The sequence below is a fragment of the Mucilaginibacter agri genome, from assembly GCF_009928685.1.
Taxonomy (GTDB): domain Bacteria; phylum Bacteroidota; class Bacteroidia; order Sphingobacteriales; family Sphingobacteriaceae; genus Mucilaginibacter; species Mucilaginibacter agri.
Genome location: NZ_WWEO01000032.1, coordinates 22,044 through 48,784 on the forward strand (window position 1 = coordinate 22,044; position 26,741 = coordinate 48,784).

18 protein-coding genes and 1 rRNA gene are annotated in these 26,741 nt (G+C 41.6%); 9 read left to right on the forward strand and 10 right to left on the reverse strand.

The features are described from left to right. Positions 1 to 342 precede the first annotated feature (342 nt). Positions 343 to 2,025 (forward strand): energy-dependent translational throttle protein EttA, encoded by a 1,683-nt coding sequence (gene ettA / locus GSY63_RS01180; protein WP_166583986.1) that lies wholly within the window; start codon positions 343 to 345, stop codon positions 2,023 to 2,025. A 100-nt stretch (positions 2,026 to 2,125) separates the two neighbouring features. On the opposite strand, the gene GSY63_RS01185 is transcribed toward ettA, so the two are convergent. Next, complete coding sequence (locus tag GSY63_RS01185; protein WP_166583987.1) at positions 2,126 to 4,177, reverse strand: M13 family metallopeptidase; 2,052 nt, start codon at positions 4,175 to 4,177, stop codon at positions 2,126 to 2,128. A 203-nt stretch (positions 4,178 to 4,380) separates the two neighbouring features. On the opposite strand from GSY63_RS01185, the gene GSY63_RS01190 reads away from it, so the two are divergent. After that, positions 4,381 to 4,854: a ribonuclease H-like YkuK family protein gene (locus GSY63_RS01190; protein WP_166583988.1), complete on the forward strand. Its 474-nt coding sequence runs from the start codon at positions 4,381 to 4,383 to the stop codon at positions 4,852 to 4,854. An 89-nt stretch (positions 4,855 to 4,943) separates the two neighbouring features. After that, positions 4,944 to 5,390, forward strand: coding sequence for an SRPBCC family protein (locus GSY63_RS01195; protein ID WP_208094414.1), 447 nt, complete (start codon positions 4,944 to 4,946; stop codon positions 5,388 to 5,390). Here the strand turns inward: GSY63_RS01195 and GSY63_RS01200 are convergent. From GSY63_RS01200 to GSY63_RS01215, 4 genes are all read right to left on the reverse strand, one after another. After that, complete coding sequence (locus GSY63_RS01200) at positions 5,387 to 6,217, reverse strand: hypothetical protein (protein WP_166583990.1); 831 nt, start codon at positions 6,215 to 6,217, stop codon at positions 5,387 to 5,389. The genes GSY63_RS01195 and GSY63_RS01200 overlap by 4 nt on opposite strands. A 19-nt stretch (positions 6,218 to 6,236) precedes the next feature. Next, the gene (locus GSY63_RS01205; protein WP_166583991.1) at positions 6,237 to 7,664 is read right to left on the reverse strand and encodes an acetylxylan esterase; all 1,428 of its coding nucleotides are present in this window, start codon (positions 7,662 to 7,664) and stop codon (positions 6,237 to 6,239) included. After that, positions 7,661 to 8,866, reverse strand: a complete 1,206-nt coding sequence (locus GSY63_RS01210; RefSeq protein ID WP_317168525.1) for an acyltransferase family protein — start codon at positions 8,864 to 8,866, stop codon at positions 7,661 to 7,663. The genes GSY63_RS01205 and GSY63_RS01210 overlap by 4 nt, the downstream gene beginning before the upstream one ends. A 127-nt stretch (positions 8,867 to 8,993) precedes the next feature. Then, positions 8,994 to 9,947: a TIGR01212 family radical SAM protein gene (locus tag GSY63_RS01215; RefSeq protein ID WP_166583993.1), complete on the reverse strand. Its 954-nt coding sequence runs from the start codon at positions 9,945 to 9,947 to the stop codon at positions 8,994 to 8,996. Between the two features lie 311 nt (positions 9,948 to 10,258). Here GSY63_RS01215 and GSY63_RS24750 point away from each other — a divergent pair, with 311 nt between their 5' ends. Beyond that, entirely contained in the window at positions 10,259 to 14,113 is a 3,855-nt protein-coding gene (locus GSY63_RS24750; protein WP_166583994.1) for a methylmalonyl-CoA mutase family protein, read from the forward strand. A 107-nt stretch (positions 14,114 to 14,220) separates the two neighbouring features. Here GSY63_RS24750 and GSY63_RS01225 read toward each other — a convergent pair whose 3' ends face one another. Next, positions 14,221 to 15,249 (reverse strand): aldo/keto reductase, encoded by a 1,029-nt coding sequence (locus GSY63_RS01225; RefSeq protein WP_166583995.1) that lies wholly within the window; start codon positions 15,247 to 15,249, stop codon positions 14,221 to 14,223. A gap of 99 nt (positions 15,250 to 15,348) precedes the next feature. On the opposite strand from GSY63_RS01225, the gene GSY63_RS01230 reads away from it, so the two are divergent. Beyond that, positions 15,349 to 15,678 (forward strand): hypothetical protein, encoded by a 330-nt coding sequence (locus GSY63_RS01230; protein ID WP_166583996.1) that lies wholly within the window; start codon positions 15,349 to 15,351, stop codon positions 15,676 to 15,678. Here the strand turns inward: GSY63_RS01230 and GSY63_RS01235 are convergent. Next, on the reverse strand, positions 15,675 to 16,655 hold the full coding sequence (locus GSY63_RS01235) for an acyl-ACP desaturase (RefSeq protein ID WP_166583997.1): 981 nt from the start codon (positions 16,653 to 16,655) through the stop codon (positions 15,675 to 15,677). The genes GSY63_RS01230 and GSY63_RS01235 overlap by 4 nt on opposite strands. A 67-nt stretch (positions 16,656 to 16,722) precedes the next feature. Further along, on the reverse strand, positions 16,723 to 17,796 hold the full coding sequence (locus GSY63_RS01240) for a glycoside hydrolase family 5 protein (protein ID WP_166583998.1): 1,074 nt from the start codon (positions 17,794 to 17,796) through the stop codon (positions 16,723 to 16,725). Positions 17,797 to 17,927: 131 nt separating this feature from the next. On the opposite strand from GSY63_RS01240, the gene GSY63_RS01245 reads away from it, so the two are divergent. From GSY63_RS01245 to GSY63_RS01260, 4 genes are read left to right on the forward strand one after another with little or no spacing between them, the layout of a single operon-like run. Beyond that, entirely contained in the window at positions 17,928 to 19,280 is a 1,353-nt protein-coding gene (locus GSY63_RS01245; RefSeq protein WP_166583999.1) for a sensor histidine kinase, read from the forward strand. Between the two features lie 19 nt (positions 19,281 to 19,299). Continuing rightward, positions 19,300 to 21,393 (forward strand): cellulose biosynthesis cyclic di-GMP-binding regulatory protein BcsB, encoded by a 2,094-nt coding sequence (locus GSY63_RS01250; RefSeq protein WP_166584000.1) that lies wholly within the window; start codon positions 19,300 to 19,302, stop codon positions 21,391 to 21,393. Positions 21,394 to 21,434: 41 nt separating this feature from the next. Then, positions 21,435 to 23,345 (forward strand): glycosyltransferase family 2 protein, encoded by a 1,911-nt coding sequence (locus tag GSY63_RS01255; protein ID WP_243749121.1) that lies wholly within the window; start codon positions 21,435 to 21,437, stop codon positions 23,343 to 23,345. Continuing rightward, complete coding sequence (locus GSY63_RS01260) at positions 23,342 to 24,901, forward strand: hypothetical protein (protein ID WP_166584001.1); 1,560 nt, start codon at positions 23,342 to 23,344, stop codon at positions 24,899 to 24,901. The genes GSY63_RS01255 and GSY63_RS01260 overlap by 4 nt, the downstream gene beginning before the upstream one ends. Positions 24,902 to 24,956: 55 nt before the next feature. On the opposite strand, the gene GSY63_RS01265 is transcribed toward GSY63_RS01260, so the two are convergent. Next, the gene (locus tag GSY63_RS01265; protein ID WP_166584002.1) at positions 24,957 to 26,510 is read right to left on the reverse strand and encodes an FG-GAP repeat domain-containing protein; all 1,554 of its coding nucleotides are present in this window, start codon (positions 26,508 to 26,510) and stop codon (positions 24,957 to 24,959) included. Between the two features lie 138 nt (positions 26,511 to 26,648). Beyond that, positions 26,649 to 26,741 (reverse strand): 5S ribosomal RNA (gene rrf / locus GSY63_RS01270); the annotation flags it as partial.

The window sequence follows — 26,741 nt, forward strand, 5'->3', positions numbered from 1 at the left end:
ACCGGGAAAGATTTAGAGGGGTTGCATTGCCTCCAAAGTAACGTACTAAAAAAACAAAATCCGCTGGCGGTGTTTTGACAGCGAAAAAGACTTAAAAGTAGGCGAAAGTGGTGCATGGTTTAATTTTCACAGCCAACACAACACTATCAACTAATTAATAATAAGTCTATTACATAAAATAAATTACCAAAATGACTTTTAAGTAGGAACACAGTGGTGCATGTGGAACTTTGCACCATGCACCACTTTACTGCGTAAAACGAGGTATAAAGCAAAACGCCGTGCTACTTGTAATCCAAACTTATAAAGCGGATATTTGAGGCTCTCTACATAAATCTAAACATGGCAGACGAAAAAATAATATTCTCGATGGCCGGTGTAAATAAAATTTACCCGCCTCAAAAACAAGTGCTTAAAAATATATATCTGTCGTTTTTCTATGGTGCCAAAATTGGTGTTATCGGTTTAAACGGTTCGGGTAAATCATCGGTATTAAAAATCATCGCCGGTTTGGATAAGGCCTACCAGGGCGAAGTGGTATTCTCTCCGGGTTATACCGTGGGCTACCTGGCCCAGGAGCCTCAATTAGATCCCGAAAAAACTGTACGCGAGGTGGTTGAAGAAGGCGTTGCCGAAATTACTGCCATACTGCAGGAGTATGAAGAGATCAACGAAAAATTTGGCCTGCCCGAAGTTTACGAAGATGCCGACGCTATGGATAAGCTGATGGCGCGCCAGGGCGTGCTGCAGGATAAAATTGATGCGGTAAACGCCTGGGAACTGGATACCAAATTGGAGCGCGCCATGGATGCCCTCCGTTGCCCCGACCCTGATACTAAAATTACCGTACTATCTGGTGGTGAGCGCCGCCGCGTGGCCCTGTGCCGCCTGCTGCTGCAAGAACCGGATGTGCTTTTATTGGATGAGCCTACCAACCACCTTGATGCTGAATCTATCGACTGGTTGGAGCAGCACCTGAAACAATACAAAGGAACCGTAATTGCCGTAACCCACGACCGTTATTTCCTTGATAATGTGGCCGGTTGGATTCTTGAGTTAGATCGTGGCGAAGGCATTCCGTGGAAAGGCAATTACTCATCGTGGTTAGAGCAAAAATCAAAACGCCTTGCCCAGGAAGAAAAAACCGAAAGCAAGCGTCAAAAAACTTTGGAGCGTGAATTGGAGTGGGTACGTATGGCCCCTAAAGCCCGCCACGCCAAAGGCAAGGCCCGTTTATCTAACTATGAAAAACTGGCTTCGGAAGAAACTAAGGAACGCGAAGAAAAGCTGGAGCTCTTCATTCCGCCGGGCCCTCGCTTGGGTAACGTGGTGATTGAGGCTAACGGCGTAACTAAGGCTTACGGTGATAAGATTCTGTTCGACAACTTAACTTTCTCGTTGCCGCCAAACGGCATTGTAGGTATCATAGGTCCTAACGGTGCGGGTAAAACTACGCTATTCCGTTTAATCACCGGTCAGGAAGAACCTGACGCAGGTACATTCCGTGTAGGCGAAACGGTTGCTTTAGGTTATGTCGATCAAAACCACGATGACCTTGACCCCGAGAAATCTGTATGGGAAAACGTTACTGATGGCTTGGATAATATGATGCTGGGCAACAAAAGCACTAACTCTCGTGCCTACGTTTCGAAGTTCAACTTCAACGGAGCCGATCAGCAGAAAAAAGTTGGGGTACTATCAGGTGGTGAACGTAACCGCGTACACTTAGCCATTACCTTAAAGAAAAGCTCTAACGTGCTACTACTGGATGAGCCTACTAACGATATCGACGTTAACACCCTACGTGCATTGGAAGAAGCCTTAGAAAACTTCGCAGGTTGCGCCGTAGTCATCAGCCACGACCGTTGGTTCCTGGATCGTATCTGTACCCACATCCTGGCATTTGAAGGCGATTCGCAGGTTTACTTCTTCGAGGGTAACTACTCTGATTACGAAGAGAACCGCAAGAAACGCTTAGGCGACATTGCGCCGAAAAGAATCAGGTATAAAAAACTGGTTGGATAGTATTTTAGAATCAAGGGACAAGAATCAAGATTAAGCTTGGTAGTCCATTAAACAAAAGAAGCCGCTCAATTGAGCGGCTTCTTTTGTTTAATATAACTTATTACCAGATTTTTATTCTCGCATTTTCGGGCTTATAAAGTTTATCACCCGGTTTAATGTCAAATGCTTTGTACCATGCATCGGTATTTGAGATTGGTCCGTTTACGCGATACATTGGTGGCGAGTGCGGATCATTATTAATACGCATCCGTACAGATTCGTCCCTTAGTTTACTGCGCCATATTTGGGCCAGGGATAAAAAGAATCGTTGATCGGGTGTAAAGCCGTCTATCTTTTTGTCGCTCTTACCTTCGGGCGTTCTCTTGAACGCCTCATAGGCTAATGCAACTCCGCCATTATCGGCTATGTTTTCACCAAGCGTGAGATTACCGTTTACATGCATGTTATTCAGTACGGTATATTGATCATATTGCTTGGCAACTGCCTGTGTTTTAGCTTTAAATTTGGCGTTGTCCTCTTTTGTCCACCAAACGTTAAGGTTACCATCTTTGTCATACTGGCTTCCCTGGTCATCAAAACCGTGTGTCATTTCGTGGCCTATTACCATGCCTATACCACCATAGTTAATGGCATCGTCGGCATCTTTATCAAAAAACGGATATTGTAATATCCCTGCCGGGAATACGATCTCGTTAAAGCTTGGATTGTAGTAAGCGTTCAGCGTAGGTGGTGTCATCCCCCATTTAGTTTTATCAACCGGTTTGTTTACTCTGTCAATCATCTCCTTGTAATTGTGTTTAGAGATGGATTGCATATTGGCGTAAAACGTTCCTTTATCAATGGTCACGTCATCATAATTTTTCCATTTATCCGGGTAGCCAATTTTTTTGGTAAAGGCATTTAATTTAACAATCGCTTTTTGCTTTGTTTCGGGGCTCATCCAATCCAGCTTCTCGATACGTTCTTTGTATACGGCTTGCAGATTGTTTACAAGGTCGGTAATACGTTTTTTAGCATCCGGGGTAAAATATTTCTTAACGTAAATCTGGCCAAGTAACTCGCCTAAACCGCCATCCACGGTGGCAACCATTGTCTTCCAACGCTCTTTAGGTTGCTTTTGACCGTTAAGTGTCTTATCGTTAAACTCAAAACTTGCCGCCCTGAAATCTTTGCTCAAATAATTGGCGCTATTACTAAGGGCCATAAACTTCAGCTTAGTTTTCCAGATGCTTATCGGTTCAGACTTTAAAAGCTTTAGTAAAGCTATATCATATTTGGGCTGCCCCACTAAAATGCTGTCGGTTTTAAAACCCATGTGCTTAAACACATCAGCTAAATCAACGTCGGGTGTTTGTTTCTGGATATCTGACACCGCAAATTTGTGGTAGTTTTTAATCGGGTCGCGCAGCTCCACGGGTGTAGAATGTGATTTTGCCAGCTCGGTCTCGAGCTTTAAAATATCCTGTGCATTTTTTGCGGCGGTAGCAGCATCAACACCTGTTAAAGTAAATAACTTGGTAATATAAATCACGTAAGCGTCACGGATCTTTTTAGTATCTGCATCAGTGTTAAAATAATAATCGCGGTTAGGTAATCCCAAGCCATCCTGATAAAACTGTGGCACATCCTGCTTACTGTTCCGATCATCGGGCGCTACATAAAATCCGAACAAATAACCGTCGCCATCTTTATAACTTTCTGCCGAGTAAGTGATCAGCTCTTTATAATCCTTTAATGCATCAATTTTGTCGAGCGTCGGTTTAACCGGTGTGTAGCCCAATTTATCGATGGTTACGGTATCCATGCCGCTGCTGTAGAGGTCGCCCACTTTTTGTTCGGCGCTACCTTTCGATGCATTTTGCTTAACGGCGTCTTGTAAAATCTCGTTCAGCCTTTTTTGGGTATTGTTAAATAAAACCTTACTTAAACCCCAGCCAGTTTCCGATGCCGGGATCTCGGTTTTCTTTAGCCAGGCACCATTGGCATATTCAAAAAAATTGTCGCCGGGTTTAACTGTCGTATCCATACCTGCTTTATCAAAAAACACGGTACGCCTATTAGTAGTGTCTTCGGTGGACTGAGATGTATTGCTATTACAAGCTGTACTTAACACAGCCGGCAAAGCAAGCCACAATAATGGTTTGATTTTCATATAAATAGATTTTATCAAATATGCATAACCCTGTACAAATATCAAACACCGTAAATCTGTCAAAAATTCGCGCCTAAACTGTTGATAATTAGCTTCCTGTTAACAAATAAATAACATAAGCATCGTAGTAATCTGAAAACTAATTACTTACTTTTATAAACCACTGGCAAGGTTTCTGAAAATTTATACTAAATACAATTTTTATGACCTGGAGAAAATTTAGCGGTGAAATACTGCAAACCCCCATTATTGAAGAAGTAGAGAAAACGATTGAGCGTGAAACCCTGCTGGGAAACAAGCTTAAAGTTTGCATTGGTACAGATTCGCAGGTAAAGGGTTCGGTTACCGACTTTGCAACTGTTATCGTTTTCTTACGCGAGCAACGCGGCGGCTTTATGTACATCCATCAGGAGCGCACTTCGCAAAAAATGAGCATTAAAGAAAGAATGCTTAGCGAAGTGCAAAAATCAATTGATATCGCTTACAAACTTTGCGACCTGCTCGATTTGTACGAGGTTGACCTGGAAGTACATGCCGACATTAACACCAACCCAATGTTTAAATCAAACCAGGCTTTGCACGAAGCTATGGGGTACATTTTAAGCATGGGCTTTGTGTTTAAGGCCAAGCCCGAAGCGTTTGCAAGTTCTTATTGTGCTAATAAAATGGTGCAATAGTACTTAACGCCTTCGTTCACTTCAAACACTTTAACAGCTCGCCGTGTTAGCTGTAAGTGAAAACCTACCAATTAACATGGCAACAGTCTATGCCTATAACTTTAGAAACGGCGTGGGACTTTTTTTCGTCTCCGTTTAACCTGGCCAAGATTACACCGTCCGACATGGCGTTTAAGGTAACATCAGACAGTAATCAAACTGTGATGTACCCCGGCATGCTCATCACCTATAAAGTGTCACCACTATTTGGCATTAAGTTGGATTGGGTGACGGAGATTACCCACGTAAAAGAGAAAGTATATTTTATAGACGAGCAACGCTTTGGCCCCTACGCACTGTGGCACCACGAACATCATTTTCAAGAAATTAAAGGCGGGGTCCATATGACCGACCGGCTTACCTACGCTATTGGATACGGCCCTATTGGCAAATTAGCCAACGATGCCGTAGTAAGCAAAAAAGTAAATGATATTTTTCAATATCGCGAGAAAGCGATCATCAAGCTTTTTGGGCCTTACTATCATCAGATTGATTAGAACCTGAAAAGAGCTTGCAAACTGCCTCCGTAACCCCGGCCGGTGTTAATAGCTGTTAATGTATAAAAGCCCGATGCCGAAATTACAACACGTCGCGAAAAAGTATGTCCGTAGGTTAATGATGTTTTGGTATAGCTATAATTACGAGCCGCACCTGCTAAAATAACGGTCGAGTTTGCTGTTGAATCAGTACTATGTGAGTAAACTCCCGATACATCCACTGTAAACTGGTTAGTTCTATCAATTGCCAAACCAATGGCTCCTAAATAAGTAAATTGAGACGGACCGCCTGAGCCTACAAATTGACGATAACCAGCCTCGAGGTTATAAAAAGACCTCTTATCGGTAACTTTAAAGGCGCCAGTGTTCATCAATTTTATCTCTGAGCCAAACATACCTAAGCCCAAAGTTTGCTCATCATATTTTGCATACAGAGGCGCTATTCCGCCTACATATATTGATGTATAGTTTTTGTATTTATAGTTAATAAGGTTGTAGCTGAAGCCCAACTGCAAATCTCCTAAACCGTTATGGTATTTGTCGGTAGTACTCTGCTCGGCTACCTGGCGCGAAAATGGAACACTAAACATAAAATCCCAACGGCGCGATAAGCCGTATGCACCAAATAAGCCTAAGCTATATGAGGTAAAAGCTGCTTTACTGTTGGTATAATATTTTCCGTGTATATCCCAATAATCTTTAGCGGCGTAAATAGATGCAGTTGTACCTAATACAAACCGTTGTTTACCCATTGGCCAGCCTGCGTAGGCATGTTGCAGGTTTAACAGGCAGATTAACGTAACAAGCAGGGTAGAAAATTTCTTCATATTTATTTGTGGCGAACGGCTATGGTAAAACAAAAGTTTCTTTTATCCAATAATACTGAAACTGGTAATAAGACTCATCAACCTCATGCGTAAGATCGGGGCTAACCCAGGTTTCTTTCTTTTTGCTTCCTAACTGGTTGTACATGGCATAACTACATCTCGGCGGGCAAAGTTCGTCGAGCAAACTCACGGCAAGCAGCACGGGGCATTTTACTTGTGGCGCAAAGTTGATTGGATCGTAGTAATCCCAGAGAGCAAATAATTTCTTTTCGGTAAAGTAATGGTTCTTCTGCACGTAGTTATTCAGCATCCAAATCGGCGATTTCTTTTCGGGATACAAAGTTGGGCCAATTTTAATGGCGTCGCGCAGATCAGAATATAGAGGTAATTCGGCAGTTACTAATTTCACCCGGTTATCCAATCCGGCAAGCACAATAGCCAAACAGGCGCCCTGGCTACCACCAACAACCGCCACTTTATCCATATCCAGTCCAAAAAAATCAGAATAGGCACTAATAAAATCCATACCTCGAACACAATCCATGTAAACTGCTCGGTAAATGTATTCATCGCGCGAATCGATGTGATTGAGATTGTATTCGCCGTGGTATTTGAGTGCGTCTTTACTGTTGCCGTTACCCCTTACATTAAGGTTAAATACAGCAAACTCGTCATCGTCCATAGTGGGCTGCATGGTAACAATATAACCCGGTAAGCGATATTTAACCGGTATGTGTCGCGGACGTTTAACCGGCAGGGTTAACCAGCCCCGTATCAAAGCATTATCCCAAGATCGCATTTCTATCAGATAAACATCCTTCTCTTTGGTCGATTGCTGTATGTCTTTAGTAACCTTAAACTGCGGCGCAATTTTGCTTAATGTTTGCTTACTGCCATCCCAAAAATCATCAAAGTTATTGGGCTTGCTTATGGTAGTTGCTTTTATTTTCTCAGGGTCTACACCAAAAATCCGTTTTACGGTATCGTCGTAGTCTGTGAGGTTAAGCATAAACTTAATCTGGTAAAAGCCTGCCTGCTGCGGAGGTATGCTGATATCCATACTCTCGCTGCCATTTTTACCCACCTTAAAATTGTAAGCTTTTTCATAAACCTTATCGCCGAGGTCGGTATTGATTAGCACCGATAACTTGCCTTCCTGCTTGGTTTTATAAGTGCTTTTAACGTCGAAAGAATATTTAATCTTGTCGTCCTTTTTATAAAGCGATTTTTTGGGGGAAGCATTTACCTTGATGATCATGTCTCCATCCTCGTCGCCGCTTGGCTGCTCTTCAGCAGATTTTGCGCTTGCCTCTTTTGTGGTTTGCTTTAAGGGTAAACTTGGGATAGGCAAGCTTGGAATAGCATCATTAGACGACTTACTTTGCCCGAACAATAGCGCTGGTGCGAGTAAGATTGCTATAAATAAACTATAGGTACTTTTTTTCATTTTGAGTTCGCAGTAGCGGATGCAGCATCTTTATGAGATACCTTGTCAGCGCTTTTATTCTTAATTAAAAAGTCCGACTTGCGGATGTAATGATTCAACGGTTCTTCTATCGTTTTGAACAGCAGTATAGAAATGCCATTTAAAATGATAAAAATAAAAATCAGGTTCAACCAATCATATTCGAACGGCGAATGCCAATCCACTCCCCATTTATCGTACCATTCAAACACTTTATCGTTAAGCCACTCTACCCCATCATGAATATATTTATACATGTAGCCCAAGTGGATAAGATAAAAAATGTACGAGCTTTTGCCCAGCAATTCTACAAATTTATTTGATAGTACTTTCTTTAAAACGGTGCCTTCGGTTAATAAACCATAAAAGAAAATTGCGATTGAAACAGCCAGCAGATAATTATTAACCACAATACCAAGCGGGTTGTGCAAACCAGCCGTCCACCCTGCCGGGATAGGTAATAGTGACATCAGATACGGGCAAATGAAAACCAGGATGATGCCAATATAGGTATACAATAATTTATTACTGCGTTGGATACCTTTTTTATGGATCATTAAGGCTAATTGGATTCCCACAAAGAATTCGAAACAACGGCCGAGGAAGGTATACACCATCATAAAGGTGAAATTTCCGAAGAAACCATACCAATCGAAATTGCGGAATATGAGCACTAACAGCGCACCGAATCCGGTAACAATAAGTGGTTGGATATAGAATTTATTATACTTTTTAGCTACCAGGAATATAAAGGGGGCCGAGAAGTAAAAGCACTCTTCTACCGTTAATGACCATCCCTGTGCAATACCCGTAAACTTTAAATCATTAAAAAAACCGCGTAAAAAAGTGACGTTCATTAGCAACAATCCAAACGGATGTGCAAAGCCGGCAGTGACCTGAGCGTCGCCTGTAAAATAGAAGTAAGTGAAAGCACCCAATGTGAGCAAGAGGTACATTGGGTAAATGCGAGCCACCCGGTTTTTAAGATATTGCTTAAACCAATCGGTAGTTAAATAAAAATTATTGTAATAACGATAAGCGATTAAGAAACCCGATAGCACAAAGAATATGGTTACCCCAAAATGGAACTCTTGGAGAAATCTTTTCACACTTTGGGGAAAAGATTCATCAAAAGCATACTCATAATGCGATATAAAAACCAAATATGCAGCTAAGGCACGCACGCCAGTTAATGCCGGTACATAATTTTGTAGCGTTTTTTGTGACAAAGTTGTAAATATTATATATAAACAGGTGGTACTCTTGCAGTAACCTTAAGTGCAATTCAAATACCAAAACCGATTTAATCAGTTACAACAATGCCGAACCTTGGATAATACCGTTATCAGCAATCTTTTTATCGATATAGTGTTGTATTTCAGATTTCTTAAGTTGCCAGTTCGGTGCTATCAACAATTCGCGATCGGACAGGCCGAATAAACGTTGCACCACAACGTCGGGCCTTACCAGTGGCAATAGTTCGCACAAGAAGTTGGCATACTCATCAAGCGTAAAAAGTTTAAACGGTTCGCGCTTATATTTAACGCCCATAACAGAACCTTCTACAATATGCAGGTGATGAAATTTCACAAACTTAATCTGCTCATGGCGGTTGATCTCATCAGCATATTTCAGCATCATCTCCTTGGTTTCCCAAGGGAAACCAAATATGGTATGCACGCAAATATCCAGCTTACTGTTTTTAACCAGTTCAAGTGCCTTTAACAAATCTTCATGACTGCAACCCCGATTAATCTGGTTAAGCGTATCATTATAGATAGACTCCATACCCATTTCCAGATCCACATCAAAGCGGTTGGTATAACTTTCTAGCAGGGCTATTTTTTCGGCGTCGATACAATCCGGACGGGTGCCCACAGAAAGACCGACGATGTTTTCGGGTTCAATGCTTAATGCTTCGTCATAAAGCATTTTCAGATAATGGGTTGGCGCGTAGGTGTTGGTATTAGGCTGAAAGTAAATAATAAACTTATCGGCCTTGTTACCCTTGCGGGCACGCTCCATACCTTGTATCACCTGCTCCCGTAATGTTGGCGCCTGGCGAGATACAGATGGAGTGAAAGAATCTACGTTACAATAAGTGCAACCGCCATAGCCTTTGGAACCATCGCGATTTGGGCAGGTAAACCCGCCATCAACAATAACCTTAAATACGCGCTGGCCATCATACTTTTCGCGTAGCCATGCACCATAATTATTGTAACCTTTAAACCCTTGCGCAACTGCAGCCTCTTTAACTTCCATCGGCGCAAAGATACAAATTATAACAGCTAATAAATGGGTAATCAGTCCCGTAATACCCTTAGTTATTCATTGGTTTATCGGCATTGACTACTATTGCGTTTAATAAAATTCCCCTCTTGAGAGGGGGCGCTATGAAACTGCGGGCTGGCAGGGGTGTGTTTCTAGGTTTACCTAAGTCCTTTAGCCAAACAAGACACACCCTAACCCCTCTCAAGAGGGTAATTCTTTGTGATATCCACTAACTCACCAATATATTATGCACGCATAGTATTAATGACTAGATTTGCTCTGTACCAATTATTCCTTTCTGAATGGAAAATGTTCCTGTATATAAACCAACGTACAAAATCCGCTTTGTTACGGCTGCTTCATTATTCGATGGTCACGATGCTACGATCAATATTATGCGTCGTATCCTGCAATCGAGCGGGGCAGAGGTAATCCATCTTGGCCACAACCGCTCTGTTGATGAAGTGGTTAACTGCGCCATACAGGAAGATGTACAGGGTATAGCGCTTACCTCATACCAGGGCGGGCACATCGAATACTTTAAGTACATGTACGATTTGCTTAAAGAACGTGGAGCCGGCCACATTAAAATATTTGGTGGCGGGGGCGGCGTAATCCTACCCCAAGAAATTGAGGAATTACAGGCATATGGAATCAGCAAAATCTATTCGCCCGATGATGGCCGCAGGATGGGATTGCAAGGTATGATTAACGATATGCTGCAGCAGTGCGACTTCGAAACTAAAACCAAACTCAACGGCGAACTTAAGCGTCTGCCCGAAAAAGATAACAAGGCAATTGCTCAATTAATAACATTAGCTGAGAACCATTCCGAACAATTTCCCAAAAAAACATTAGCTCCCTCTCCCTCGGAGAGGGCGGGCGGTGATGCTGCGATGATTCCCGTGCTCGGCATTACCGGCACCGGAGGTGCGGGTAAATCATCATTAGTTGATGAGTTTGTCCGTCGTTTTTTGGCCGAAACCGATAGAACGCTCGCTATTATCTCTGTCGATCCATCCAAGCGTAAAACCGGCGGTGCCTTATTGGGCGACCGTATACGGATGAATGCCATTAACAACCCGCGTATATACATGCGATCATTGGCTACACGACAAGCTAATCTGGCTTTGTCGGGCTATGTGCAGGAGTCTATTGATATTTGCAAATCTGCCGGCTACGATCTCATTATTGTAGAAACATCTGGCATTGGCCAAAGCGATACGATGATCACCGATTATTGTGATGTATCGCTTTATGTTATGACACCCGAGTTTGGCGCAGCAACCCAACTCGAAAAAATAGACATGCTGGATTTTGCAGACCTAGTGGCTATTAACAAATTCGATAAGCGCGGCGCGTTGGATGCCATTCGCGATGTGCGCCGTCAGTATAAACGCAACCATCAACTATTTGATGTTAGCGACGACAGCATGCCGGTGTTTGGCACAATGGCGTCCCAATTTAACGACCCGGGAATGAACCAGTTGTTTTCGGCCTTGATGAAAACCATCACAGCTAAAACGGGTGTCGACTTTCATCCTACCTTAATAGAAGAAGCTAATGACCCGGATAAAACATATATCATTCCGCCAGATCGTACCCGCTACCTCGCCGAAATTGCAGAGAGCAGCGCCGCTTACATGGTTTGGGTGAACGAGCAGTGTAAGATTGCACAGCAGCTGTTTATGGTTAACGGGACGATGAACCTCAGCCCAACCTTCTCCAAAGGAGAGGGAGTAAAAGAAGGTCTCGAAGAAATTTATAAGCATTTAGAAAGCCACCTGCACCCGGATTGCAAACGTTTATTAAACGAGTGGCCGGAGACAGTACAGAAATATAAAGCCGATAATTTTATCTATAAGGTGCGCGATAAGGAAATCAAACAGCCTTTATTCACCACTTCACTATCACAATTGCGCATACCTAAAATATCATTGCCCCGTTACGAGGCTTGGGGTGATATCTTGCGTTGGTTGCTAACCGAAAACCTACCGGGCGAATTTCCTTATGCAGCCGGTGTGTTTCCTTTAAAGCGTGAAGGCGAAGATCCCACACGTATGTTTGCCGGCGAAGGCGGCCCCGAACGTACTAATAAACGTTTTCATTATGTGTCGCTAGGTCAGCCCGCACATAGGCTGTCTACAGCTTTCGATTCAGTTACCTTATACGGCGAAGACCCACACGTCCGCCCCGACATTTATGGTAAGATTGGTAATTCGGGCGTTAGCATCGCTACATTGGATGACGCCAAGAAACTATATTCGGGTTTTGACTTGTGCAGTCCATCAACCTCTGTGTCTATGACCATTAACGGCCCCGCGCCTATGCTGCTAGGATTCTTTATGAATGCAGCAATTGATCAGCAGTGTGAAAAATATATTATTGAACATGGTTTGGAGCACTTGGTTGAGGCCAGGTTTAAGGAAGTTTATGATGATAAGGGATTGGAGAGGCCGAAGTATAATTCTTCTTCAAGTGCAGCAGCCTCACCCCAGCCCTCTCCGGGGGAGAGGGAGCAAAATAATGATCGTGGTTACAAAACTGCTGATACCAGGATTTGGGAAATATTGAAATCTAATTCGAGGGACAATAGAAAGAATCAAACTGAAGCTGAAAATATCTTATGGCAACAGCTTCGTAATAGCAAAACAGGTTATAAGATCCGTAGACAACATGCTGTCGATGGCTATATTGCAGATTTCATATGTTTATCAAAAGGACTAATTATTGAGGTTGACGGTGGTTACCACGATTTAACAATTGAGCAAGACGAAATTAGAACCGCGATTCTAAAACAAGAATGTTTTGAGATCATTAGATTTATCAATGATGAAGTGATAAATGATACAGAAAACGTTGTCAAACAAATTACTGAGACTCTCAATCTAAAACAGAACAAAAACTCCCTCTCCTCTGGAGAGGGCTGGGGTGAGGCTTCTTCACTCCCCCAAGGCAACAACGGCCTTGGACTCATGCTTCTTGGCCTAACCGGCGATCAAATTCTTCCGCCAGACGTTTACGCCAAAATCAAAGCATACGCGATTGCCAATGTGCGAGGTACGGTGCAAGCTGATATTTTAAAGGAAGATCAAGCGCAGAACACTTGCATCTTCTCTACCGAATTTGCCCTGAGGTTGATGGGCGACATTCAACAGTATTTTATTGATGAAAAGGTGCGTAACTTTTACTCCGTATCCATTTCCGGCTACCATATTGCAGAAGCCGGGGCTAATCCGGTTACGCAGCTGGCCTTTACTTTGGCAAATGGTTTTACTTACGTGGAATACTATCTGAGCCGGGGCATGCATATCGATGATTTTGCGCCTAACCTCTCATTCTTCTTCTCTAACGGTATAGATCCGGAGTATTCGGTTATCGGGCGCGTGGCGAGGAGGATCTGGGCTAAGGCTATCAAAAATAAATACAAGGGGAATGATCGTTCTCAAAAGCTCAAATATCATATCCAAACCAGCGGGCGATCTTTGCACGCACAAGAGATAGACTTTAACGATATCCGCACCACGCTGCAAGCGCTATACGCCATTTACGATAACTGCAACTCATTACATACCAATGCTTATGACGAAGCTATAACTACTCCTACAGAAGAATCCGTTCGCCGGGCGATGGCTATCCAGCTTATTATAAACAGGGAGTTGGGTTTGGCCAAAAATGAAAACCCGATACAAGGTTCATTTATTATTGAAGAATTGACCGACCTTGTTGAAGAAGCCGTGCTTACAGAATTTAAACGCATAAACGATCGCGGTGGCGTGTTGGGTGCTATGGAAACCATGTATCAGCGCAGCAAAATCCAGGAAGAGTCGCTTTATTATGAAACATTAAAACACACAGGCGAATTCCCGATTATCGGTGTTAATACTTTCTTAAATAAAAAAGGCTCGCCAACCCTAGTCCCGGCTGAGGTTATCCGTGCTACAGAAGAAGAAAAACACCTACAAATCTCGGCACTTGAAGAATTTAAGTATCGCAATGAGGATAAAGCCTCGTCATTGCTAGAAGCTTTACAACAATCGGCAGTACATAGCCAAAATACCTTTGAGCAACTAATGGAGGTTTGCAAATACTGCTCATTAGGGCAAATTTCGCACGCACTTTATGAGGTTGGAGGGCAGTATAGAAGGAATATGTAATTGAACGTCATTGCGAGGTACGAAGCAATCCCGAACTATACAGAGCGGACCTGCCTATCAGGGATTGCTTCGTAACTCGCAATAACGAGTTTTAAATTTTAAATATCCTATTTCCTCTTTTCTACCTTATCATAAAAGCCACCAAATACACTCAGCTTCACGCCGTCTTCTTTAAAGAAGTCGCCAGGAAATCCTAGTTTGATAGCACTTGCTTCATCAAGTCGTTTCATGTGATCTTCTGTTAAGGTTACATCTATGGTTTTGAGGTTATCCTTTAATTGATCGACCTTAGTTGCACCCACAATAGGTGTGCATGAGAAACCTTGCTGCATGGTCCATTTAAGGGCAACGTGGGCTGGTGACACACTGAGCTCATCTGCAATGGCCATTACGACACGCGTAATACGCTCACTATTTTCATCGAGGCGGTTACTTTGAGGTTTAATACGGCCTTGTTCGCCGCGCAGGTATTTACCGGTTAATGCTCCACCGGCAAGAGGCGCCCAGGGAGTAACGGTCATCCCGAAGTGTTTGGCCATAGGTATCAATTCCCGTTCGGGGGTGCGTTGCAATAGGCTGTATTCGACCTGCAAGGCCACAAACTGGCTCCATCCCATTAGTTCGGCCAAGGTATTTCCTTTAGATACTACCCAAGCCGGGGTATCGCTAATAGCTATGTAGTTGATCTTGCCCTGACGAACCAGATCGTCTAATCCTCGAAGCACCTCATCAATGGGGGTTATATCATCCCAAATATGCAAATAAAACACATCCAGAAATTCGGTATTGAGGCGTTTGAGACTTTGTTCAACGCTACGCATCATGTTTTTGCGGCTGTTACCGGCTGCGTTAGGGTTGGTGAATTGCTCTCCGTCGCGAAGAGTATATTTGCTGGCCAGCACAAAATAATCACGGTCGTGATTGTTGATGTATTCGCCTATAATTTTTTCACTGGTGCCGAATTTATAGATGTTAGCAGTATCTATAAAATTACCTCCCGCGTTGGCAAACTCATCCATAATAGCCATGCTGGTTTCTTTGTCAGCTCCCCAGCCGCCTTCGGTACCAAAACCCATTGTGCCCAGGCACAGTTCGGAAACTTTAAGGCCCGAGCGGCCTAATAATTTGTATTGCATAGTGATAGAACGTTTAGTCAATTATATCTGTTTTAAACTTTAAAACCTAAATAAAAGCAGCAAAACAATATCTGCGAGCAACTTGTAATTATAAGTACTATGAAAATCATAAACACAACCCGGCCTGTATCAGCCAGCGAACTGGAAAACTTTCTGAGCGAAAAGCTAAACCCATTGTTTCATGAGCAGCGCCAGATCGACCTGAGTTTTGATATCCGGAAAGAGGGCGATGCGATAGAAATATGTAACGATGAACTGTATGACGGCTTTCTATTTCGCATAGAAACGCACGGCAATGAAATGCACGTTATTAAATCCGAGCACTACACCGATGATGTTAATTCGCTGACCATCGAAGAACTCCTTAACGGATTGTTCCTCGAGTTTCCAGGTCGCGACGAAATTAAATATATAGGCGAAGAGTCTTAACCCGCTATCCAGGTAAATTTGTATTCGAGGTGCGGATTTTTCATACGCTCGGCTACACGTACCAAACGATCCGGAAGTCTCATGATATAATCACGCGCTTTTTCGCCGGCCTCGTTCAAATCGGGCATGCTTTCAATATGCCACTCCTCGATAAGGGTTTTCATAATGTCTACATAATCCAACGCAGTATAAACTCCCAGGCGCTGTGCAGCATCAGTAAAATGACCAAAGGTTTGACCTATTTTCAAACCAACTTCACGTAGAAAGTGTGCCGGCATAACAATCTTCTGGCGCATCATATCTTCAAAGGCAACCATAGCTTCGTTAGGGTCTACCTCAAATATTTTGGTCATAAAGTGCTTGTAAGCTTTGGCGTGGCGGGCTTCATCAGAAGCAATAACACCACACATCTTAGCCAACAAGCCGTCGCCGTCTTTTTTAGCCAATGCAGCTACACGCCTGTGCGAAACATTAGTAGCCATCTCCTGAAAAGAAGTGTATATAAAGTTACGGTATGGATCTGTACCTGTGCCGATATCAAAACCATCAGCAATTAAAAATTGAGTTGATACTTCCATGGCGCGCATATCTACACGGCCAGATAAGTACAAGTATTTGTTAAGCAAATCGCCGTGACGGTTTTCTTCAGCGGTCCAGTGGCGGGTCCATTTCATCCAACCATTGTCTTCGCTCATGTCCACCCCTTCTACCATGGTTAACCACGATTCGTAAGTCGGCAAGGCCTCCTCGGTAATGGTATCGCCAATTAAAACGGCAACAAGATCATAAGATAAACCACGAGCGCTTTCTTGAAGCTCTTTGATCTCGGTAAAGAATGAATCGCGGGTAGAGTCAGGAAGGAGATCAGACGGCTGCCAGTTCTCTTCTATGGGCTTCAAAAAATCCCACATTTTTTCGAGCATATACTTTTCAATATGCATCATCACTTCTCTACGCTGTTCGGCAAAAAACTTCATATATTTCAATAACAGATGGTAAAGTTAGCGGTTTTACCCAAACTATCTTATTTTTAATGGTTTTAAATTACAAACCCAGAGCATCCTTAAAACAGGGGGGCAAATGCGCTATGGAAGGCTTGCCGGCAAAAATAGAAAAGTTTGTATTATAATCCCATAACATTCCGGGAATACCCAATGCCGATAGCGATTTTCTAACTGTTTTAATATATCTGCAACGGCTATCTACATCTGCATATTTGTTATAAACACCATACTCGCTGCATAAAACAGGCACCCCGTATTTATCGCTCCAGTTTTTTACAATTTGCAATTTGTCTTTAACAGACTGCTCGTTGCCGTCGTGCCGATATTGATTATAGTTGGTTTCGCCCCAGGTGCCTTTTGCTTTTGGATTCAACTGAGGAAATTTTTCCCCGTCGTAAGGAAAAGCTACCCCGGTTGTCGCAACCTGATCGCCAACCCAAACAGCTCCCTGATGAGTAAAGAAAAAAGGTTCGTAAAAATGAAAAGTATAAATAATACGCTCGTCAGCCAGTCTCACAAAACGACTTAATTCATATATGCTGTTGTAATTGGAGGCGCCAACAAGCAAAATACGCTGTGCATCAACCTTGCGAATGGCTGTTACCAGATTGTAAGCGGCATCCTTCCACTTTTGTGGATCCATTGGCGGCGGCTCGTTATAAATATCAAAATATACCTGGCTAGCGCTTTCGTTTTTATAGTGCCTGGTTAAGGTTAACCAAATGCTAATTGCTTCATTAGTAGCATTATTGTAATTATTATCATTAATCTTACCATCATGATAGTCGATCACTAATTTAAACCCATAACGTTTACATTGTTTAAGCACGCCGTCTATTTGCGCCAGCACCTGTTGCAGCGATACACCCTTATCCCGGTAATATTCAAATGCAACCGGTAGCCTGATACTCTTAAATCCCAGCTGTTTAAGCAACGCGAAATCAGCATCGGCAATGGGTTTGTGTTGTAATGCCCCGGTATTCCAGGTTTGCTCTAACCATGAGATATTTACGCCGTTATTAAGTGCTTTTGCGCTGTTAAAAAGATCAGTTCTACTATTGACGATAATTGGTTTAGTTTTTGCATCCTGACACTGCGCATTTAATTGAGACATTAATAGTGCAAAAATTGTATAAATGTGTAACACCGGACTAAATAAACCACGACTTTGTTCAAGAAATTTATTTTTTACGTTTAACTTCACACCGAAACTGATTGCTTTTGATTAATTTACGATATTAGATAATGTTTGTTCAGATTAGTAAAGAAGAATTCGCTAAGGAAAGTAACAAGAAAGCCTGGTACCAAACAAACAATATAATTTGGACGATTATATTTTTATACCCTCTGCTCATCATTGTCGACTATATCTATGCGGCAGATGTCTGGGAGCAATTCGCAATAGTCCGCTTCATCGTGGTTGTTATCATACTCGGGGTTTATACCATTTTTCAAAACCGTAAATACGATTATCGCATACTGCTCCACATCGCTTTTTTTTTGTTATCCCTCCCTTCTGCCATATTATGTAATGTGGTAAACATACAGCAGCTAACTGTATTCTTCCTTATTTATTCTGCCATTATATTATTTTTCAACCTGCAGGTTTTTTGGGAACCTATTAACTCTGTTGTACAGGTTATCATCGCCCTGGCACTGCTAACTATATTCTTTAACACACTTAACCAATATTCGTTAGACTTGTTTATCAGTAATGGTGGGCAATACTTCTTTATCATCAGTGTTATTTCATGCCTTATTGTAAGTGCCCGCTATAAAGTGACCGAACGCGATGTTAAATCGCAGATCATGATCGAAAAATCTAACGAGCAGTTAAAACAGCAAAACAAGGATATTGTTGAGAAAAACAACATTATCGATATGCAGTACGAAAGGCTGCGCAAGCTCGACGAGCAAAAAAACAGCTTCATTAACATTGCAGGGCACGATCTCAAAAACCTTATCGGTTCGGTTATTATGAGTAACAGCATGATCCGCGACGAGGAATACCGCCTGAGTACAGACCAGAAAGAGTTTTTGCAATACATTCAGGATTCGGCTGAGAAAATGCAGTATATGCTTAACAAGTTGATGGATGTTAAAGAGATCGAGTCGCCGGAAATGAAATTCAACCCGGAGATATTCGATATTAATTCGGAAGTTCAATACGTTTTTAAAGGCTTGCAAGAAACCGCGCAGATGAAAAACATTACGCTGGTTGATAATATATTAAAACTGCCCCTAAACGTAAGGCTCGATAAGGTATTTACCGGGCAGGTGTTTCAGAACCTTCTTTCAAACGCAATTAAATTTTCACAAACAAATAACAACATTAAGATAGCCACAAGCTTGCAGCGTCAGAAATTTGTATTTGAAATTATTGACGAAGGTATAGCCATCGGCCAGGAAGAACTGGACACCATGTTTAACAAGCTTAAAACACTTAATGATGCCAGCAACAGCACTGCAACCGGCAGTCGTTTAGGCCTTGGCTTATCTATAGCCAAATTAATGACGCAGGAAATGGGCGGCCAAATATCATACCGCAGCGACTATAATGGTAACTATTTCAGAGTAGAATTTAACGTGATCAACTAAATTATATACAAGCAAACCGATGAATAAATTTTTATCACTACTGTTTTTTATTGTTCTATTTGGCAAGGCTGCATCAGCCCAGCAGAGCATTATTACCTTCAGATCGCTTGGCCGCGATGATGATGCTATAACCGGGATGAGTGGTTCGAGCTCCTATTACATTAAAATTGATCCGTTTATGGAAATAAACGGCAGTAAGCTGGTCCTATTTTTCGAGCCTTCACAGGCATTGGTAAAAGACAAGTCGTATATCAACCTGTTGATCAACGATAAGCCTGTATACAGCGCACGCTTAACACCGGATTCTATCCAAAAAGTGTCGGTAAACTTAAGCCGTGCAGACCTGTCGCCCGACAAACGATATGTTAAGATACAGGTCCGCACGCTATTATCCATTACAGATGATAAATGCCGCGACCTTGATAACCCCGCGATGTGGTTAAAGGTTAAAGGAAGTTCTTATATAGCGCTGAACAGAAGTAATACCAACTTCTTTAACAACGTAAACATTTCTAACTCGTTTGATTCTAAAACGGCAATCGTTTACCCGGTTAACCCTACCCTGCACGACTTAAAGGCTGTAGCATGGTCATACGCACGTTTAAAGAAGTCGGATGTTAAAAACATTCAGGTGATACAGGCAGATCAGTTGCCAGATTCTATCCACAACTATATTATGGTAGGTACCATGGGGCAATTGCCTGAAGGTAAACGCAATTTTGTAAAAGTAAACCCAGGCAGTAATCAAGGGTTACTTTACTTACATAAAGCCGTAATATCTGCTACCGATACGGTTACCAACCTCATTAATATGAATGGGCAACTAGTGCCGGCACGTTCGGTACAAACACACCAAATTCCGGAAGAGATATTGTTTGTTACTGGTGGAGATGAGGCTGGTTACGAGAAAACGATTACCGCCATGGGTAACGCAAACATTTTGAATTCGACATTTGGCGACTATTTATTGATCAATAAAGCGGCTAATAACTTCTTCAAAACCATCGACGAAAACCGCTCTAAATTAACTTTAAGACAGTTAGGCGGCCTAACCAACTTTACATCGGGTGTTGGTTCATTAAAAACTGTATATAACTTCAAAAACAGCGATTTTAGTTTTACGCCAAAAGAAGTTGAGATTCGTTTTGTGGCTAACTACAGTGCGCTTAACCTTAACGACCGTGGTTATTTTAACATTTACCTTAACGGTATGCTTATTAGCAGCGAGAAACTGGATGCATCTGGCAAGTTAAACACCTCTGTAACCATTAACCGTTATCAGCACCATAAATACAATACGCTGGTGGCCGAATTTAGGTTCCACCCAACAACCGGTAATTGCAGCAACAGCTTTACCAATTTCTTTGCCGAAATCGATGTTGACAAATCATACCTCGAATCAAAAAATCCATTTATTTCTAACGACCTGAGCTTCTACCAATATCCGGAAGCATTTAACTCGGGCACTACCCGCATAGTAGTAAGTAGAGACTACGCAAAATATGCAGCGGGAGCAATGGGTGAAATTATTTATGAGTTAAATAACAACATTAACGCCAATAACTTCCCGGAGTTTGTTTACTCTGATGATATGGCCAACAACAAAGGCGATCTTAAGAAATATAATGTGGTAGCGTTGCTGTCGCGAAACGATGCCTTGATCAAAGAGTTTCCGGACGCCCCTATTCAGTTCGATCACGATTTCAGGCTTTATAATAATAACAATAACGAAGTAGTTTACACCGTTTCCGATTCCGTATCCAACGGTTTGGCACAAATATTTTACGGGCGAAGCAACAATGCCTGCCTTGTACTTACAGCAACCGGTAAAAACCTCAGCAATGCATTCCTGGCAGCGTCGAAGTCTATTACCGAGCAGCTATCTACACTATCAAGTAACGTATGTATCGCCGATGTTAACAATAACAAATACTTGTTTAACATCAGCAAATCGAGCGAAAATTTAGAATATGTTGATACCAAGAGTGCGTTATCACGCTTCTGGGAAAATTATAACCTGTTTATTTTGTTAGGTATCCTGATATTGATCCTTATTTCATTCCTTTATGTAAGGTTTAAGGTTCAGAAATCGCAGGAAATTATTAACGAATAATACAGGCCATAACGTTTTAACATTTTTGTAATACTACATTCATGCCCGAAGAGATAAGCGAGTTTAGTGCCCCGTATTCTGGTAACACCGGAGTATCGACGGATTATAAAAACATGCCTATACCAGAGCTACTGGTAAAGGATGGCTTTATGTCTGTAGCTGATTTGATTAAGATTAAAGCGTTCTCAGAACGCTCTGGCCTGTCAATGATCAAGATCATCCTAAACTTTGGCTATGTTTCGCGCAAAAACTACGAGCGTTCTTTAACAAACGCGGGCTATGTATTTGAGCAGATAAGAGAGCAACCTTACGAAATGGAAGTGCTCGATCAGATAGATATAAAGTTTGCTGATGAGCATGTTGCGTTGCCGCTTCGCAAAGAGAATGGCAAAATTGTAGTAATTATGGCCGATCCGAGCGATCAGCTGTTTATCGACTTTATTAAACTTACTTATAATTGTGAGCCCGAAATTATTCTGGCCCCCGACCTGGACATTACCTGGCTAAGCCACAAGCTTATCGGGATACCGTATGTAAAGTCGGCCGTTTTTGAGTTGCTGAATCACGATCCAAAAAGTTCGGCATTAATTACGTTTACCAATCCACAGCTTATTGCCATGTTCTCTACCATCGCAATAATCTGCATCTTTCTGGTATTAAATTTTACGATAACCTCTATCGTTATCAACGTATTTATTAGTGTGGTATTCCTGGTTGCAATTACCTTTAAATTGTTTTTGGCTTTGGTTGGATCGCGGTTTGAGCTCCACCAGGCGGTTACAAAAGAAGAGGTAAAGCAGGTAGTGAATGACGAGTTACCAATTTACACTATTTTATTGCCGGTATACAAGGAAGACAAATTGATTAAAAAATTGGTTTGGAACCTGCAAAGCTTAGACTATCCGCGCGAGCAACTGGATATTAAGCTCTTAATTGAAGAAGATGATGATAAAACCTTAAATGCCGTTCGTAACCTCGATTTCCCTGCGGTGTTTGAAGTTATTGTGATACCATATCACATGCCCAAAACCAAGCCTAAGGCTTGTAACTATGGTTTGCACTTTTCTCGCGGTAAATACCTTACTATTTATGATGCGGAGGATGTACCGGATACAGATCAGCTTAAAAAAGTTGTTAAACTGTTCAGTAAACTTCCTGAGCACTTTATCTGCATACAATGTGCTTTGAATTATTTCAACCGTAACGAGAACTTCCTTACCCGTATGTTTACACTGGAGTATTCGTACTGGTTCGATTATATGTTGCCGGGACTCGATACGCTGGATATTCCTATCCCGCTTGGTGGCACCAGTAATCACTTTAAACTTGATACCCTGGTTGAGTTAGGGGCCTGGGATCCGTTTAACGTTACCGAAGATGCAGACTTAGGTGTAAGGGCTTACGCCAAAGGCTATAAAATAGCCATCGTAAACTCAACCACTTACGAAGAGGCAAATAACGAACCGTTTAACTGGATTCGTCAACGTTCGAGATGGATAAAAGGCTACATGCAAAGTTACTTGGTACACATGCGTAACCCAGTTGCATTATGGCGAAAAATTGGTTGGAGAGGCTTCTTAGGTTTTAACTTCTTCATAGGCGCAACGCCTATAACATTCTTGCTTTACCCCTTTTTGTTGAGCGTATTTATAGCTTACCTGGTATTCGACCTGCGATCTATTCGCTTGTTATTTCCAGACTGGGTTCTTTTTATTTCGATATTTAACCTGCTTGTGGGTAACATCCTCATGATATATGTAAACATGATGGCGGTATTTAAAAGGCGTTATTACGAACTTATTCTGTTCGCTATTGCTAATCCGGTTTACTGGCTAATGCATTCTATAGCCGCTTATAAAGGCTTATATCAGTTAATTATCAAACCATTTTACTGGGAAAAAACCAACCACGGTTTAAGTAAGGTGAACAATGCAGTTAACGTAGTTAAATGAAACAGCGGTCTAAAACCTTATACATTGTTATTTTGGCCGCAATACTGGCCGCGTATTATCTTATTTGGGGAATTTATTTAGCCAAGCTTGGATATTTTAACAAGGAGGAACTCTTTTTAATAGAGAAAGCTAAGATCGTTTTCGAAGGCGTTGGTAATCGACTAAAGGTAATGGGATTAACATCACCATTATTACCTTTTTACGGCTCCTTTATATTCACTGGCGTAAGTTATACCCTGGCTCCAATAATGGCTTCAGCATTCGGTACTGGGATACTATTCTATCTGGTATGCAGTACTTTAATAAAACGTACCAGTGACGAGTTTTATGTAATTGTTATTCTTCTGCTTTTCCTTTTTCACCCTGGTTTATTATATGTAGGGGCTTCGGGTAAGTCAACCTATATGGTGCTTATCTTCTTTTATCTGTTCTTTCTCAATATCTTCAAATTCTACGGTTCAAATACTACATTTCACGTGTCGGTATCAAGCATATGTTTGGTGATATTGATATTTTGCGATTATAAGTTCGTTTGGCTCACGCTGTTCTTTATCCCGCTGGTATTATCTATATCCATACATACCTTAAACCTGGGCGAAAAGGAATCTATTTTCAGGCTGTTTTTAAGCTTTAATAATCCATCGTTAAGGCGCAAGCTTATTAACAAATCGATGGCTATTTTCATCATCCTGTTTGTTTTGCCATTGGCATCTATACTCATTTATAAGATGCTTAACCTAACCCATGCCAATGACCTTAACTATTTTATCGACAGCCCTTATTCCAACTGGAGTGTGTTGGCCGAAAAGATAGACTACAGCACGCTGCAAGACACGGTGAACCATCGGCTACCCGAAATTTCTATACTTATCTCCGCACGGGTAATTATTTTTTTCCCGCTCATTTTACTGGCGTTTTATCTTTTCAGAGATAACACCTATCAAATCTTAACCCTGTTGACACCTTTTTTCTTTATCGAATTTCTGAAGATAAAATATGCCAAGGTATTTATAGCGCAACAGTACTACATTATATTTCTGATACTCGCATTACTGTGCATTGTTACGAAGATTCGCACGGTACGTAATGAAGGGACATTTAAACTAGTACTGATCTTAATGATCTCGCTTTCGATATACACTGGTTACGTCATGCTGGATACCTCCGCCATTGTAGAAGAACGCAATTTTGTATCGAGCCTGCTGCATAAAAAAGTGATAGATAGCCAGGAAGAGGTTAAAAACGTGGCGAATTATATCAATAGTTTACCTTCAACCTCGCATGTGTTATTAGACGATGCCATTGCCTACCCAATAGCCAGTTTTGCAAAGGATGTGCGCTCCTTAACCTTACCATATCAAGACGACTATTTGAGTGCCATAGAAGCACCACAAAAGTACGATAGATATGTATTGATAGCGAACAATAAGAATGCGGCTAACAGCTACACGGAGCTTAATTTAAAGTATGTGGCACTTTACAAAGCGGCCAACAGTAACGTAAGCTTACGAAAGGTATTTGAAAGCGATAACTGGATCTTATATCAAATATTATAAGCAGATCTACAACTGAAGTCAAACTTATTTTGACTGAAACAACTTGAACTTGCATTTATTTTTTGGGCTGATATAACTGATTCATAAATATGGTTAATCCATACTTCGCGGCCTTCCACTTATCATCTAACTGCTTTGGTACCTGGCCGGGGCTCTGCGCAAAATTGCCTGTAATAATGTCCATGTCGCCGTCTCCATCTATATCTGCCTTTTCTAACGCCAGTGTCTTAATTGGTACATCCCGCTTTAAGGTGTACGATTTAAAAGTAAACTTATCCTGATCTACATTTTCAAGATAAACAAAGGATTCATCAACTAACTTATTAAAATCGGGGAAGAAAGCAGTAGCTACCAAATCTATATCGCCATCCTTATCAAAATCTTCCGCCAACACTTTCGTAACGCCGTACAGTGGATAGAAGTATTTCTCTTTAAATGTGCCATTGCCGGCATTGATGTTAATTCTAATACCATGATATGGTTTCAGTATAGGTGAAAAATCTGCATTGTCGCCGTGAACAGTAATTATATCTGTTAATCCATCATGATTATAATCTGTAAGCACCATATCTGTAGTGCCATAATTAGGTGGAAAGCGTAATACCCGGCGAGCCCGGAATTTTAAATTATCTTTTTGATAAAATATATAAACACTTTCATCTCCCTGCGCAAACATCGCTACTATGTCTTTCTTGCCATCTCCGTCCATATCCTTTATATAAATTTTAATAGCACCAGGCATGAGTAACAGTATATCCTCCTCATATTTAGCATCCGACCTATTCTTTTTAAACAAGGAGAATGATCCTGTTTTATTGCCAAAATTACATACAACTATTTCGGGTATGCCGTCTTTATTAAGATCCTCTACCAGCGAGCTAACCGGGCGGTGTAGTTCGGGCAGTACTGTAGTCTGGTTCCCTTTAGCAAATTGGACAAACGAGCCGGTGCTTAATTCGGTAGGATAGAGCTTACCAATTTCCGTGAAGTAAGTTGTATCATTCCGAAAGTTGAAATCAACTACTGGACTTTTGGTTTCCATTTTAGCGGTAACAACATCTGGATATTTCCAATTAAAAACCCGATTGTAAAAATCGCCTATCCAAAGTGTATGGGTCGATTCATTATATTTTAGACTTGTGAACAGTGACGGTGTTTGCTTATCTAATTCGATGTCTTGGGGAATAAAGTTTTTTAGAGGTAGATTGCGATTTAGTCTCCTTTCATCTAATGGAATACTATCTGGTGCGTTATTGATTACATATTTAGTAAGCTTTTTCCAATCCTCATCAGTCATTACCGCTTCATTTGGAATAATATGATGTTGAGCAACAATTTTTCTTTCTTCTTCAGACAAGCCCTTCAATGGATCGAAACCGGGATAAATAATCCCCATTCTGCTGGCCATTACGGGTAAAACATGAGTTTCCCATACAACTTTAGTTAAACTCGTAGGCTCGGCCAGCATATGGCAAACGCTACAATGTCTAATAAAAAGTTCGTGACCGGTGTCATCGGCAGGTTTAATCTTTTTTATTGTAAAGGAATTAAGGCTCAACAAAAAAACAGACAGAAATAGTACAACAAAAAGTAATAATTTAATATTCATTTAAGACGGTAACGTCTGTCCGCCTCTTAAGTTGTTAAAAATCATCAAAGAGCACTTATAATAGTAAATATGTTACAGAGAGCCCATAAAACAAGCAAGCCCTGCACCGGATGATGCAAGGCTTGTGATCTTGATAAGATTTGGCGCCGACCTACTCTCCCACGTATTACCGCAGTACCATCGGCTCTGGCGGGCTTGACTTCTCTGTTCGGAATGGGAAGAGGTAGACAC

What these genes read in the sequence shown, in the direction of transcription:
- ettA (WP_166583986.1), top strand. Translation starts at nt 343, where the DNA reads ATGGCAGACGAAAAAATAATATTCTCGATGGCCGGTGTAAATAAAATT.
- GSY63_RS01185 (WP_166583987.1), bottom strand. Translation starts at nt 4,177, where the DNA reads ATGAAAATCAAACCATTATTGTGGCTTGCTTTGCCGGCTGTGTTAAGT.
- GSY63_RS01190 (WP_166583988.1), top strand. Translation starts at nt 4,381, where the DNA reads ATGACCTGGAGAAAATTTAGCGGTGAAATACTGCAAACCCCCATTATT.
- GSY63_RS01195 (WP_208094414.1), top strand. Translation starts at nt 4,944, where the DNA reads ATGCCTATAACTTTAGAAACGGCGTGGGACTTTTTTTCGTCTCCGTTT.
- GSY63_RS01200 (WP_166583990.1), bottom strand. Translation starts at nt 6,217, where the DNA reads ATGAAGAAATTTTCTACCCTGCTTGTTACGTTAATCTGCCTGTTAAAC.
- GSY63_RS01205 (WP_166583991.1), bottom strand. Translation starts at nt 7,664, where the DNA reads ATGAAAAAAAGTACCTATAGTTTATTTATAGCAATCTTACTCGCACCA.
- GSY63_RS01215 (WP_166583993.1), bottom strand. Translation starts at nt 9,947, where the DNA reads ATGGAAGTTAAAGAGGCTGCAGTTGCGCAAGGGTTTAAAGGTTACAAT.
- GSY63_RS24750 (WP_166583994.1), top strand. Translation starts at nt 10,259, where the DNA reads ATGGAAAATGTTCCTGTATATAAACCAACGTACAAAATCCGCTTTGTT.
- GSY63_RS01225 (WP_166583995.1), bottom strand. Translation starts at nt 15,249, where the DNA reads ATGCAATACAAATTATTAGGCCGCTCGGGCCTTAAAGTTTCCGAACTG.
- GSY63_RS01230 (WP_166583996.1), top strand. Translation starts at nt 15,349, where the DNA reads ATGAAAATCATAAACACAACCCGGCCTGTATCAGCCAGCGAACTGGAA.
- GSY63_RS01235 (WP_166583997.1), bottom strand. Translation starts at nt 16,655, where the DNA reads ATGAAGTTTTTTGCCGAACAGCGTAGAGAAGTGATGATGCATATTGAA.
- GSY63_RS01240 (WP_166583998.1), bottom strand. Translation starts at nt 17,796, where the DNA reads ATGTCTCAATTAAATGCGCAGTGTCAGGATGCAAAAACTAAACCAATT.
- GSY63_RS01245 (WP_166583999.1), top strand. Translation starts at nt 17,928, where the DNA reads ATGTTTGTTCAGATTAGTAAAGAAGAATTCGCTAAGGAAAGTAACAAG.
- GSY63_RS01250 (WP_166584000.1), top strand. Translation starts at nt 19,300, where the DNA reads ATGAATAAATTTTTATCACTACTGTTTTTTATTGTTCTATTTGGCAAG.
- GSY63_RS01255 (WP_243749121.1), top strand. Translation starts at nt 21,435, where the DNA reads ATGCCCGAAGAGATAAGCGAGTTTAGTGCCCCGTATTCTGGTAACACC.
- GSY63_RS01260 (WP_166584001.1), top strand. Translation starts at nt 23,342, where the DNA reads ATGAAACAGCGGTCTAAAACCTTATACATTGTTATTTTGGCCGCAATA.
- GSY63_RS01265 (WP_166584002.1), bottom strand. Translation starts at nt 26,510, where the DNA reads ATGAATATTAAATTATTACTTTTTGTTGTACTATTTCTGTCTGTTTTT.